Origin of the sequence: Alsobacter sp. KACC 23698 (assembly GCF_045348435.1) — a bacterium.
Taxonomy (GTDB): Bacteria; Pseudomonadota; Alphaproteobacteria; order Rhizobiales; family Beijerinckiaceae; genus Alsobacter.
This window is the reverse complement of record NZ_CP157484.1, coordinates 710,294-723,183: the sequence shown is the minus strand read 5'-3', so window position 1 is coordinate 723,183 and position 12,890 is coordinate 710,294. Positions and strand designations below refer to the sequence as shown.

Annotated in this window: 11 protein-coding genes; 7 read left to right on the top strand and 4 right to left on the bottom strand. The window is 67.6% G+C overall.

Annotation, left to right across the window (positions count from 1 at the left end; genetic code table 11):
- Nucleotides 1-81: 81 nt before the first annotated feature.
- Both ABEG18_RS03270 and ABEG18_RS03265 read right to left on the bottom strand, forming a co-directional pair.
- Complete coding sequence (locus tag ABEG18_RS03270; RefSeq protein ID WP_406856668.1) at nucleotides 82-507, bottom strand: hypothetical protein; 426 nt, start codon at nucleotides 505-507, stop codon at nucleotides 82-84.
- 391 nt (nucleotides 508-898) lie between these two features.
- Nucleotides 899-1,021, bottom strand: a complete 123-nt coding sequence (locus ABEG18_RS03265; RefSeq protein WP_406858522.1) for a hypothetical protein — start codon at nucleotides 1,019-1,021, stop codon at nucleotides 899-901.
- Between the two features lie 243 nt (nucleotides 1,022-1,264).
- Between ABEG18_RS03265 and ABEG18_RS03260 the strand changes: the two genes are divergently transcribed.
- Nucleotides 1,265-2,431, top strand: a complete 1,167-nt coding sequence (locus ABEG18_RS03260; RefSeq protein ID WP_406856667.1) for an IS110 family transposase — start codon at nucleotides 1,265-1,267, stop codon at nucleotides 2,429-2,431.
- 251 nt (nucleotides 2,432-2,682) lie between these two features.
- On the opposite strand, the gene ABEG18_RS03255 is transcribed toward ABEG18_RS03260, so the two are convergent.
- Nucleotides 2,683-3,870: an IS256 family transposase gene (locus ABEG18_RS03255; protein WP_406856666.1), complete on the bottom strand. Its 1,188-nt coding sequence runs from the start codon at nucleotides 3,868-3,870 to the stop codon at nucleotides 2,683-2,685.
- A gap of 900 nt (nucleotides 3,871-4,770) precedes the next feature.
- Between ABEG18_RS03255 and ABEG18_RS03250 the strand changes: the two genes are divergently transcribed.
- Nucleotides 4,771-5,856 carry a DUF2778 domain-containing protein gene (locus ABEG18_RS03250; RefSeq protein ID WP_406856665.1) on the top strand — a complete coding sequence of 362 codons (1,086 nt, stop codon included), beginning with the start codon at nucleotides 4,771-4,773 and terminating at the stop codon, nucleotides 5,854-5,856.
- 239 nt (nucleotides 5,857-6,095) lie between these two features.
- The gene (locus tag ABEG18_RS03245; protein WP_406856664.1) at nucleotides 6,096-7,307 is read left to right on the top strand and encodes a TadE/TadG family type IV pilus assembly protein; all 1,212 of its coding nucleotides are present in this window, start codon (nucleotides 6,096-6,098) and stop codon (nucleotides 7,305-7,307) included.
- A gap of 9 nt (nucleotides 7,308-7,316) precedes the next feature.
- On the opposite strand, the gene ABEG18_RS03240 is transcribed toward ABEG18_RS03245, so the two are convergent.
- Entirely contained in the window at nucleotides 7,317-8,021 is a 705-nt protein-coding gene (locus tag ABEG18_RS03240; RefSeq protein WP_406856663.1) for a hypothetical protein, read from the bottom strand.
- Between the two features lie 281 nt (nucleotides 8,022-8,302).
- On the opposite strand from ABEG18_RS03240, the gene ABEG18_RS03235 reads away from it, so the two are divergent.
- From ABEG18_RS03235 to ABEG18_RS03220, 4 genes are all read left to right on the top strand, one after another.
- Complete coding sequence (locus ABEG18_RS03235) at nucleotides 8,303-9,742, top strand: type II and III secretion system protein family protein (RefSeq protein ID WP_406856662.1); 1,440 nt, start codon at nucleotides 8,303-8,305, stop codon at nucleotides 9,740-9,742.
- Nucleotides 9,726-10,040: a hypothetical protein gene (locus ABEG18_RS03230; protein WP_406856661.1), complete on the top strand. Its 315-nt coding sequence runs from the start codon at nucleotides 9,726-9,728 to the stop codon at nucleotides 10,038-10,040. Before ABEG18_RS03235 ends, ABEG18_RS03230 begins: the two co-directional genes overlap by 17 nt.
- 39 nt (nucleotides 10,041-10,079) lie before the next feature.
- Nucleotides 10,080-11,222 carry a CpaE family protein gene (locus tag ABEG18_RS03225; protein ID WP_406856660.1) on the top strand — a complete coding sequence of 381 codons (1,143 nt, stop codon included), beginning with the start codon at nucleotides 10,080-10,082 and terminating at the stop codon, nucleotides 11,220-11,222.
- A 127-nt stretch (nucleotides 11,223-11,349) separates the two neighbouring features.
- Nucleotides 11,350-12,888 (top strand): CpaF family protein, encoded by a 1,539-nt coding sequence (locus ABEG18_RS03220; RefSeq protein WP_406856659.1) that lies wholly within the window; start codon nucleotides 11,350-11,352, stop codon nucleotides 12,886-12,888.
- Nucleotides 12,889-12,890 lie beyond the last annotated feature (2 nt).

Here is a 12,890-nt window from a genome sequence, read left to right as displayed (position 1 = left end):
GAGCTATTGGCATCGCAGATCTCCTGGAGGGCTGCTCCTGGGCCTGTTGGCGTGCGTCCAGGAGCATCGACGAATGCGCGATCAAGCCGCGACGAGAAGAGCGATTCTGTGAACGCCCATTCCGTCGGTTGTGTTGGTCGCTTTGTCAGTCTTTCCCTTCCCGCACGTGTAAACATCGCCCTCCTTAACATGGAAAGTTTTGCCACGCTTTGTGATGTCGAACTCACCCGCAGTGATTAGGCATACCATGTCCATGTCCATGGGCATTTCCATGGGGTCTCCGGCCCTTGGCTGGAAAACTACATCGATGACCTTGATCTGCTTGTAGGCAGCGATCTCGGAAGGAACTTCAGCTATCTCCACCACCCGAATTCCGGGACGGAGCTCCTTTCCGTCGTTCGGGCCGTATAGAGCGGCAGCCTTGGCGGGCTGAGATTGAAGCAGTGGGAACAACGCCGCGGTAGTGAAACCCAGAGCCAGTGCGGATCTGCGATCTACGTCGTTCATGTCGACCTCCTGCGTGGGCGCCAACATATCCAGTGCGCTCTCCACGGAGACCCATGTCAACACGCGTTCGCTATCTCCCGTGACCTAGTGCCCTCGATCGAGCCTGCGGTCAGACTGAACCGCGATAAGAGAATCGCGCGGGTGAGGTCAGGTGCTCTCCCGCACTTCGATCAACAGCGTTCGGTGCGAGCGTGCTCCTGCCGAATGGAGGACGTCAGATGTCCGAACTCCAGATCATGCGTCGGGAGCGCCTACTCAGGAAGATCGCCACTGCATTATTCCTCGCAGTGGGGTGCATGGACGGGCTGGTCACCTCTTTGTCTCTGCTCCCGCTTTGAGTACTCCGCCCGGGGCGCAAGTGTGACTCAACGCCTCTAGGTGCCAGTAAGCGTTAAGTCCCGGGCCTTGGCCCGACGAGGCAGAAACCGTTGCCAAATGGATCGCTGCAGAATGCGATAGCCGGGCGACCACCAGCTTCGAACCTCTGTTCGCACTTTGCGCCGGCGTCTAACACCTTGGCCAGGGCGACCTCGAAATCGTCGACATGGAAGTCGATGTGAAGGCGTGGTCGTGTCCCACGGAGTGGTGTAGCTGGCCTGGCTGGCACAGCGTCTTCGGGCAGAGCCGAGTCTGTCAGGCTGCCGCCACGGGCAGGATGACGGTGGGATCATCGCCGAGAGGAGCGATGGTTTCCAGATGCTATGGGGCGTGCGCCGGACCATGGAGGCTGGCGCTCTTCGAGACGAGGGAGACGCCCATGCTGCATCCATTCACGGCCAGCCGCGCGACGGCGGCCTTCGTTCAAGAGAGCACGCTTGTCGTCGTCATTGAGATGAGCCAATCCACTTGGCTTGTGGGCGGCTCGCTTCCCGGAGTCGAACGTCAGCCGCTGAAGAAGCTCGAACCTGATCCCGACCGCCTCTTGTCGGTTGTGAATCGTTGGCGGGACGAGTGTCGGGAATGTGGGCATGACATCGAGCGCCTCGTCATCGCATATGAGGCCGGGCGGGATGGGTTCTGGCTGGCGCGGTGGCTAGCCGCCAGGGGCGCTGAGGCGCACGTCATCCACGCGAGCAGTGTGGCTGTGTCACGGGACCGTCGCCGCGCCAAGACGGATCGGCTTGACGTCGCTCTTCTGCTGCGGGTCCTGCTAGGGTGGCTTCGCGGCGAACGTGGCCATTGCAGCATGGCGGTGACGCCTTCGATCGAGGATGAAGACGCAAGGCGGCCGACGCGCGAGCGCGAGAACCTCGTTGGCGAGCGAACGCGGATCATCAATCGCATGAAGGCGTCGCTCGCTCGTCTGGGCATTCGTGATCTCAATCCGGCGCACCGCAAAGCTGTTGGCCGCCTTGACGACTTATGCACACCGGAGGGCGCCGCCCTGCCGCCGCTCGCGAAATCGGAGCTGCGCCGCGACATGACCCGCCTCCGGTTCATCGAGGACCAGATCAAGGAGATCGAGCAGGAGCGGATGGCCCGCCTCGACGAGGCCGCTCCCCGCGGAGAAAGGCCGAATGGCATGATTCGACTGCTCACCCGCGTTGTCGGCGTCGGCGTGGAGACCGCCGATATGCTCACCCACGAGATTTTTCTTCGTGACCTGCGAGATAGACGCGCCGTCGCCCGCTATGCCGGTCTGACCGGCTCGCCGGACGAGAGTGGATCGAAGCGACGCGAGCGCGGTCTGTCGCGCGCCGGCAATCCTCGGGTTCGCCGAGGCATGGTCCAGCTTGCATGGCGCTTTCTGGTCTTTCAGAAAGACTGCGCGCTCGTGCGCTGGTTTAGGGCGCGAACTGCAGAGGCAGGCGCCCGGCGGCGCATGTCGCTGATCGTTGCGCTCGCGCGCAAGCTGCTGGTTGCGCTCTGGCGTTTGGCGATGGGCGCCGGGATCTTGGAGGGGCTCAAGATGCGGCCCGCGTGAGAAAACGCGTCGTCAGAATTGGCCTCTTGGAGGGGGCTGACGAGTCCAAGGCAGCGGCAACCCGTTACATGACGTGGCTTCCACGCCGTTTTCCAGATAGGGACCGCCGCCCTGGAGCCGGGCGCAGATGCGAATGACGCATCATGGTTTAGGCTCGAACGAGCCAGCCGAATACAAGGTCGCGGCACGGTTCCGTGCGCCGCCCACAGGCTCGCCTCGAACTCGTAGAACCTCCCTTGATCACCTCATCGCTAGCAAGAAAAGGGTCGAAACAGGTTTTGACTTAGAAAGCCCCATACAAGCGTCATGTAGCGGGCCCGTTGCACGGCCCACTCATCGGTCTGTTCGAGCAGGATCGCGCCGACGAGACGGACGATAGCGGCCTCGTTGGGGAAGATGCCGACGACTTCGGTCCGCCGCTTGATCTCGCCGTTGAGCCGCTCCAGCGGGTTGGTCGAGTGCAGCTTGGTGCGGTGCTGCGGCGGGAAGCTCATATAGGCCAGCACGTCAGGCTCCGCCTCGTCCATCAGGGCGGCGAGCTTGGGGACCTTGGGGCGGAGTTGGTCGGCGACGCGGCGCCACTGGGCGCTCGCGGCCTCGGCGTCGTCCTGGGCGAAGGCCGTGGCGATGAAGGCGGAGACGACGCGCCGTCCGCTGCGCCCCGCATGGGCCAGGGCGTTGCGCATGAAGTGCACCCGGCAACGCTGCCAGGTGGCGGTCAGCACCTTGGCCACGGCCGCCTTCAGGCCCTCATGGGCATCCGAGACGACGAGTTTCACGCCCCGCAGGCCGCGCCGGGCCAGCTTGCGCAGAAAGCCCGTCCAGAAGGTCTCGGCTTCGGAGGGGCCGATATCCATGCCCAGCACCTCGCGTCGGCCGTCGGTGTTCACCCCCACGGCGACGATGACGGCCACCGAGACGATGCGGCCGGCCTGACGCACCTTCACGTAGGTCGCGTCGACCCACAGGTACGGCCAGTCGCCCTCGATCGGCCGTTCGAGGAAGGCCTTCACCTTGCCGTCGATCTCTTCGCACAGCCGCGACACCTGGCTCTTCGAGATGCCGCTCATGCCGAGCGCCTTGACGAGATCGTCGACCGAGCGCGTCGAGATGCCCTGGACGTAGGCTTCCTGGATCACGGCGGTCAGGGCCTTCTCGGCCAGCCGCCGCGGCTCCAGGAAGCCCGGGAAGTAACTGCCCTGGCGAAGCTTGGGGATGCGCAGCTCGACTGTCCCGGCGCGTGTCTCCCAGGCTCGGTCACGGTAGCCATTGCGCTGCGCCAGCCGGTCGGGGTTCTTTTCCCCGTAGCCGGCGCCGGTCAGGCCGCCGACCTCCATCTCCATCAGCCGCTCGGCCGCAAAGCCGATCATCTCCCGCAGGATATCCGCGTCGGGGGTCTTCTCGACCAGCGTGCGAAGGCTCATCATCTCATCGGTCATCGGTGATCCTCTGGTCAGGTGCGTGTGTCGCAACCCGACCCTACCCGGAGATCGCCGGTGACCACCGATCAGCTACACCACCGCTGGGGACACGACCCATAGCCGCAATAAAACAGCCGAAACGAGGCGAACCAAAGCAGAATTTTACGTGTAGATTCGCCCCCCTAAAGGATTGAAACTGTTGAGCATGGCCCTCCGTCGACCTCGTTCGGGACAAGGGGGTCGTAGGTTCAAATCCTATCGCTCCGACCATCGGTTCCAGCGACGCAAGGCCGCTCCTCGGAGCGGCCTTCGTCGTTTCTGGGCGTCCCCGCGGCCTCACCTTCGGATCCGGCAAGCGTTTGGCGTTCCGCTCGCGCCAGGCGCACATGAGCCCTTCCAAGTATGGCCCTGAACATTCCTTCGGCCGCTGCGGCCACGCCGAAGCTTTCAGGCCGCAGTGAAGGGAAAAAGACACACCTCTCCTGCAAACAGCTTGACGTGGTTAATGGATTGCTGATCCGGGATTGGCAAAGCGATTCGCTTGATGCTAAAAGGCGAACCTCGTTGCGGGCTGATCCTTGTCAGGACTTGCCCCGCTCCATGGGACTTCCCCGGACATCCCCGGGACCACGTGTCGATTCGCCGACGGCGTCACGCGGGTGAGGCCGCCAACGCATCGGCTTGGCCGCAGCAGGGGCCGACGACCGCCCCGAGTTCTGGACGCGTCGATTTGACATTGACGATCGCGGTTCACCGCCGGTTAACCACCCGGGCGCTGAATGGATCCCGAACCGTAGGGGGCCTTTCCTCCGCCACCCTCGCCAGGACCGCGTGGTCCTCGGCGCGCCGGCTGCGCCTCCAGGCGTCGTCCGGCAAGGGAGTTGGGGACGTCGGCCGCGTATCCCGAGAGCGTGTCGCATGAGTTTCGTGTTGGGTAGATCGTTCTCGTCTGGCCGGTCCGGCGTCGTCCTGAGCGGCTCGAAGCGCGGCCGCGCCGCCGTCCCTCTCGCTCTGGTCTCGACCATCGTGCTGGGAGCCGGCCTGTGGGCCGGTTCGCCCGCTTGGGACCCCGCGGGTCCGGCCGCCATGGCGGTTCCGGGCCACGCCAAGTCGACGCACGCCCAGAGCGTGGTGGCGAAGCTCGACCCGCTGCTGTCGCCGACCTACTCGCTGGGCGTCGCGGCGCGCCCGCTCTCCCAGAGCGCGCCCATGACGGCGGAATGGGTTTCGTCGACCCCGCCAGCCGCGACCGTCGCCAGGGTGGAGCCGTCCGTGGTGATCGCGGCGGTCGCGCCCGCCGCCCCGATCGTGGAGGACGATGATGAAGACGAGGACGTCGCCTCGGCCGCGCCGCTGCCGCTGCCGCGGCCTCCGGAGCTGCGCTCGCCGGAGCAGCCGCGGCTGACAGGCCCGCTCTCGCCGCGCCGGTCCAGGGTTGCGGCCGCGCCGGCCGCCCCGCAGGCCGACGACCGCTCCATTTTCGAGAAGATCTTCGGCGTGCAGCGGCAGCCCAACGGGCCGGCGCTCGCCTATGCGGCGCCGCAGGACGACGCTGTCGGCGGCAATCCGCTGAGAGGCCTCATCCCGGCCCCGGCGCCGGCGACGTCCCCCTCGGTCGCCTCGGGCCAGGGCACGGCCGTCTACAACATCGCGTCGCGCACCCTCACCATGCCGAACGGCGAGCGGCTCGAGGCGCATTCGGGCCTCGGCGACAGGCTCGACGACCCTCGATACGTGCATGAGCGCATGCGCGGGCCCACGCCCCCGCATGTCTATGACCTGACCATGCGCGAGCAACTGTTCCACGGCGTGCGCGCCCTGCGCCTCAACCCGGTCGGCGGCAGCGCCGCCATCCACGGGCGGGCGGGCCTGCTGGCGCACACCTTCATGCTCGGCCCGAAGGGCGACTCGAATGGCTGCGTCTCCATCCGGGACTACGACAAGTTCCTGCAGGCCTATCTGAAGGGCGAGGTGAAGCGTCTCGTCGTGGTCGCCGGGCTCTAAGTTCGTCCCGCAGCATCGTCCCGAGCGTAGGTCAACTCCGGCGCGCAACCGCGCCGGAGTTGACCTACGCAGTTCTACGCCCCCCCCGTTGTCGCTCCAACACAATGCAATTTTAAGAGAACGCAACCCATAGTTGCCGGCCTGAAGCATGATTTTTTCTGGACGTCATGGCCAAAACCGCTTTCTCCACCTCCCGATTGAGGCGGCTGTTCACTGGAGATGAGCGCGGCGCGGCCGCCGTGACGTTCGCGGTCGCGGCGATCCCTTTGATGCTCTGCGCCGGCGTGGCGGTGGACTACAGCCGCCTCGTGCGGGCCAAGGCCACGATCGACGGCGCCGCCGACTCCGCCGTGCTGGCCGCCACCAGCAGCTCGGCGACGAATCTGAACGCGGAGCAGGCCAGGAAGGCCGGGCAGGCGCTGTTCGACACGCTGTCCGTGCGCGCCGCGCCCGGGCAGACGCTCGATGTCGATCTCCAGGTCAAGGACCAGGGCCTGACCCGAACCGCGACGCTGAGCTACACGCTGCGGATGCAAACCACCTTGGCCAGCGTCGTCGGCATGAGCGTCATGTCGGCGTCCGGCTTCGCCACCTCGTTCCAGAGCCGCGCGCCCTATATCGACTTCTATCTCCTGCTAGACAATTCGCCCTCGATGGGCGTGGGCGCGACCCAGGCGGACATCGCCGCCATGGTGGCGAACACGCCGGACCAGTGCGCTTTCGCGTGCCACGACACGTCCAATTCCAGCAGCTACTACGATCTCGCCAAGAAGCTCGGCGTCACCATGCGGATCGACGTGCTGAGGACGGCCACCCAGAACCTGATGGACACCGCCACGAGCATGACGGCGACGCCCAACCAGTTCCGGGTGGGGGTCTACAGCTTCGGCGTCGACGCCTCGAACGCCAAGCTGACGGAAGTCGCGCCTCTCACGCCCATCCTGTCCAACGCCAAGGCCAAGGCGGGCTCGATCGACCTGATGACGGTGCCGTACCAGAACTATCAGAACGACATGCACACCAACCTGTCGGCGCTGATCCCGGCCGCCAACAAGGAGATATCCGACCCCGGCGACGGCAGCTCGCCGTCCGGCCCGCAAAAGGTGCTGTTCCTCGTCTCGGACGGGGTGGCGGACGAGTACAATCCCTCCGGGTGCACGCAGCCGCTGGCGGGCGGCGGGCGTTGCCAGCAGCCGCTCAATCCGGCGCTGTGCGACGCCGTCAAGGCCCGCGGGATCCGCGTCGCGGTGCTGTACACGACCTATCTGCCGCTGCCGACCAATGGCTGGTACACGACCTGGCTGCAGCCCTTCGCGGGGTCCATCGGGCGCAAGATGCAGGACTGCGCGAGCCCGGGGCTCTATTTCGAGGTCAGCCCGTCACAGGGCGTCTCCGAAGCCATGGCCGCGCTGTTCAGGCAGGCCGTGATGACGTCCCGCCTGGTCAAGTAAGCCCGGAGGCTAGCGGGCGACCGCCGCCTGGACGGCGGCCTGCGACAGCTCCAGTCCGGCCGCGCGGCGGGTCGACGCGGCGAGGCGTTGCGCCAACCCTACCCCGCCGACCTTGCAGACGCCCGAGGCGACGCCCGCGACGGCGGGCTGGTAGCGGCACTCCACCTTGCGCCAGCGCACCTGCAGCTCCAGGCGGGTCGCGGCCCGGGTGGCGCAGGGCTCGGCCACGCCGTCGAGGCGCAGGCACGTCTCCCTGGCGGACGGAGCGGGAACGTCGGCGAGCTGAATCAGGAGATCCCCCGCTTTCAGGGTGCGGCCGTCGACAACCGAGACGCCGACGAATTCGCGCTCGATATCGGGGGCGGGCGGCCGCTCCGGCGGCGCCCCGAAGGAGAGGCCGCGCACGGCGTCGAGGGGCGCGGGGCCGGCGGCCATGAGGCCGGGCGCCACGAGGCCGGGGGCCGCGTCGGGTCCGGGCTCCGTCCCGGTCCGCCCGGCGTGCCGGGCCTGGCCGAAGGGTCTCCATGCGGCGTAGGACAGCGGCGCGTCCTCCGTCGCGGCCAGGGCCTTGCCGTCCTGCGTCGCCCGGGCCGCGGCCACGCCCCACAGGGCGGCCGCCATCAGGGATGCGATCGCCAGCGTGCGCGCGCCCGTCTCCAGGTTCAGCGCCGGGCTGGTGCGGGAGTAGCCTATCGCCGGATATCCTTCGCTCATGCAAGAAGGTCCCATCGTCGTTGCTTGACGACGACTGTTCAGCGCAGGCTTCTCCAACCTGTTAGACGAACCTGTAAAAACATCATATATCTCAACGTTCTTGGGGGGTGTTACGACGATTTGGAATGATGGAAGCAATTTTAACAAGACGGGTTAATCGCAATTCACTTCTTTTCGTTGCCGCCGATACGGATTCATAGGCCGTTAAGGCCGCGAATTCTTACTCGTCCCTGACAAAAAGCCACGAATGGCGGACGAGCATGTGCTTTTACAACCCTAGCGTGTCTATCGGCGGCGGCTGTTCCGCCAGGAGGGAGCGGCCTTCGGCCCTGCTCGCCCGTTCGGCCGCGATCGGTTTGCTGGCGCTGGCGCTCCAGTCGGCGACGCCCGCCTCGGCGGCCGAGCCGCGCAGCGCGGCCCGGACCGGCCAGGTCAGCTCGGTCCAGGTCGCCCAGGGCAAGTCGCGCACCATCCAGATCGGACCGTCCTTCGTGGACCTGGTGGTGGGCGATCCGGAGATCGCGGACGTGATGCCGCTGACGGACCACAGCCTCTACGTCCTCGGCCGCAAGGCGGGCTCGACCAACATCTCGGTCTTCGACGCGGCCAAGCAACTCGTCAGCGTCGTCGAGGTGGAGGTGAACTACAACACGCCCCGGCTCAGCCAGGACCTCGATCAGATGTCGGGCGGGGGCGTCCGGGCGTCGTCCGCGAATGGCAGGACGGTGCTCAGCGGCAACGCCCGGGACGGGGTGGAGGCCGCGCGGGCGGTGTCGCTGGCGCGCCAATACGGTCCCGACGTCGTCAACAACGTCCAGGTGCGCGGCTCCCAACAGGTCATGCTCGAGGTCCGCTTCATCGAGGCGTCCCGCACGGCCGGCAAGGATCTCGGCGTCAACTGGCGCGCGGTCGGCAACAATTTCGGCGACCCTGTGAAGGGGGCGTACAATCTGGCGGCGAATGCGGGCGCGAGCGGGCTCGCCTCCGGGGCGACGCCGTTCGGCGCCGTGATCGGTCGCGTGCTGTCGAGCGGCGTCCAGGCGGACGTGCTGGTGCAGGCGCTGGAGGATCGCGGATTGGCCCGAAGGCTGGCCGAGCCCAACCTGATCACCATGTCGGGCGAACGGGCCAGCTTCCTGGCGGGCGGCGAGTTCCCGATCCCGGTGCAGGCCGACCAGGGCAGGATCACCGTCGATTACAAGAAGTTCGGCGTCGGGCTCACCTTCCTGCCGACGGTGCTCGCCAATGGCGTGATCAACCTGCGCATCGAGCCGGAGGTCAGCCAGCTCGACACCACGAACTCGGTCCGGACGGGCGGGGTCGCGGTGCCCGCCCTCATCGTGCGCCGGGCCTCGACGGTGATCGAGCTGCGGGACGGCCAGAGTTTCGCCATCGCGGGGCTGCTGCAAAGCATCAGCGCCGAGACCCAGCAGCAGCTTCCCTGGATCGCGGACGTTCCGGTGATCGGCGCCCTGTTCCGTTCGGCCTCGTTCGAGAAGAAGGAGACCGACCTCGCCATCATCGTGACGCCCCATCTGGTGCGCCCGGCGCGGCCCGGCGAACGCCTGCGCACGCCCCTCGACTCCGCCCAGGTGGCCAACAATCTCGACCTGTTCGTCGCCGGCGAGCAGAGCGTTCCCGCCCGTGGCCGCAACGCTCCGCCGCGCGCGGGCGGCTACATCCTCGACGTCGCCGGAGGCCGCAATGCCGCGATCCGCTAACCCGCTCCGCTGGCTCGCCCTGGGCGGCCTGCTCGCCCTCGCCGGATGCCAGGAGAGCCTGGCGCGGCGCGACGCCATCTCCTTCGCGGCGGGCGACGCCATCGCCTACAACAAGGCCGTCCACATCATCGATCCCTGGCCGGCCGCCTCGGTGAACCCGGACATCCCCACCAGCGGACGGCGCGTGGCGGACGCCATCGAGCGCTATGAGAACCACGGCTTGCCGGACGCCGGGCGGCTCGGCGGCCCGGCTCCCGGCGGACCGCCCGTCCTCGCGCCGGTGGCCGTCGGCCCCTGAGCAGGCCCCTCCCCCTTCGCCGAGCCGAGTCCGAGATCCATGACCACCAGCGCTTCCAGCCCCGCCACCCTGATCCTGGCGGGACCAGACCAGCCCTTGCTGGAGAGCATCGCGGCCGTCCTGGCCCCGATGCGGTCCCTTTCGCCCGTGCTCATTCCCGAGCCGGTCGAGCACATGCACCGGGACCCCCGGGTCGCGGCGGCGTCGATCGTCGTGGTCGACCTCGACGCCCGCAACAAGGAGAGCCTCGCCGGCCTGCGCAGCCTGATGGGCGCAGTCGCGCCGGGCGCGCCCGTCATCGTGCTCACGGACGCCTTCGACGACGGCCTCGCCCGCTGGTTCCTGCAGATCCGCGTCGCCGACTTCCTGCGCAAGCCCGTCCAGGCGAAAGACGTGCTGCGATCCTGCCTGCAGGCGCTGAGCGCCGGGACCGGCCTGCCCGACCAGGGCGGCCGCACCCATACGCTGATCCCGGCGCTCGGCGGCGTCGGCAACACGTCGCTGGCGATCGAGACCGCGATGCTGCTGCTGCGCGACGGCAAGGAGCCCTCGACCTGCCTGGTCGACCTCGATTTCCAGAGCGGATCCTGCGCGGAATATCTCGACATCGAGCCGCGGCTCAACGCCGCCGAGATCGGGCCGCACCCCGAGCGGATGGACCAGCAGCTCCTGGAGGTCATGTTCAACCGGCACGCGTCGGGCCTCGTGGTGCTGGCCGCCCCGGGGCGGCCGGCCCAGCCCAACGACGTCGACCCCGCCTTCGTGCTGCGCATGCTGGACATCGTCTCCTCCACCTTCGCGCATGTGGTCATCGACCTGCCGCGTCGCTGGGACCCCTGGACGGATTCGGTGCTGGCCGGCTCCAACGCGGTCTATGTGGTGACCGACATGACCGTGCCGGGGCTGCGGCAGGGGCGCAATCTCGCCACCGCCCTCGCCCAGCGCCTGCCGGAGGTGGAGCCCCGCGTCATCGTCAATCGCTTCCAGCAGACCTCGATGTTCGGCACGGGCCTTCGCAAGGTCGACGCCGAGCGGGCGCTGGGGCCCATGTTCGCAGGGGCCGTGGCCAACAACTACGCCCTGCTGCGGGAGGCCATCGACCGCGGCCTGCCGCTGGATTCGGTGAAGGCCGGAAGCAACGTCTCGGCCGACCTGCGCAAGATCGTGTGCGCGCCCGCCTAAAGACGCCCGCGTATTTTCGACTCTAGGTTGCATTTTAGAGGTCGAAACAGAGCGGACTTCACATCTCCCCGGCACCATCGGGGCGTGCTCCCGATGGCAGCCCCCAGAGCCGAAAGCCCAACGCCGCATGCTCGGACGCTTCTCCGCCCGCCTCTCGGCCGCGCCCCGGCCCCGCATCGAGGACGACCTTCCGGTCCCGCCCGCGCCTCCCGCGTCGGGCCTTCGCTCCGCCTTCCCGCTGCCGCCGGATGGACCCGAGGCTCCGGCCGTCGCGGCCGAGCCGACGCCGGCGCCGCCGCCCGTCGAGGCCCGCCACCACGCGCCCGAGCCGGAGCCGTCCGCTCCGCCCAGGCCGGCCGACGCCAGGCCTGCGGAATCCAGGGCGATGGACGTGAAGCCGAAGCTGCTGGAGGCTAAGGTCCGGCTGCACAAACGACTCATCGAGGAGCTCAACCTCGCCAGCCTGGAGAAGCTGCCGGAGCAGGACCTGCGCCGCGAGATCCACGCCATCATCTCCGGCTGGGTGGTGGTCGAGCGACTGCCGCTGAACGCCAAGGAGCTCGACGGCTTCGTCTCCGAGGTGCTGGACGAGATGACGGGCCTGGGCCCGCTGGAGCCGCTGCTCAAGAACCCCAGCATCTCCGACATCCTGATCAACGGCCACGAGAACGTCTTCGTCGAGAAGGGCGGCGTGCTGGAGCAGACGCCCTCCCTCTTCAAGGACGAGGCGCACCTGATGCGCATCATCCAGAAGATCGTCTCGGGCGTGGGCCGGCGCGTCGATGAATCGAGCCCGCTCTGCGACGCGCGCCTGCCGGACGGATCGCGCTTCAACTGCGCCATCCGGCCGATCGGGGTCGACGGCCCGCTGGTGTCGATCCGCAAATTCTCCAAGTCCAAGCTGTCGCTGGAGCGCCTCGTCGAGATCGGGGCCATCCGGCCGCAAATGGCGGAGCTGCTGGCCGCCGCCGTGAAGGCGCGCATCACCACGATCGTCTCGGGCGGCACGGGCTCGGGCAAGACCACGATGCTCAACGCCCTCTCGGCGTTTATCTCGCCCACGGAGCGCCTCATCACCATCGAGGACGCGGCCGAATTGCAGCTGCAGCAGCCGCATGTGGCCCGCATGGAGACCCGCCCCGCCAATCTGGAGGGCAAGGGCGAGATCCGCCAGCGCGACCTGGTCAAGAACGCGCTGCGCATGCGGCCGGAGCGCATCATCCTGGGCGAGTGCCGCGGCGAGGAAGCCTTCGACATGCTGCAGGCCATGAACACCGGCCACGAGGGGTCGATGGCCACCATCCACGCCAACAACCCGCGCGAGGCCATCTCCCGCCTCGAGCAGATGATCGGCATGGCGGGGCTGCCGCTGAGCCAGCTCTCCATCCGCGGCCAGATCTCCGCGGCGGTCCGCATGATCGTCCAGCTCCAGCGCCTGTCGGACGGCAAGCGCCGGGTGACCTCCATCGCGGAGATCACCGGCATGGAGGGCGACATCATCCAGATGCAGGAGATCTACAAATTCGTGCGGACCAGCACGGACCAGGATGGGATGATCCAGGGCCACCACGTCGCCACCGGAATCCGGCCGCGCTTCCTGCAGGAGCTCGTCGCCCACGGGGTGAACATCCCGACGTCTCATTTCGACCCCTCGCGGCCGCTCTGAGC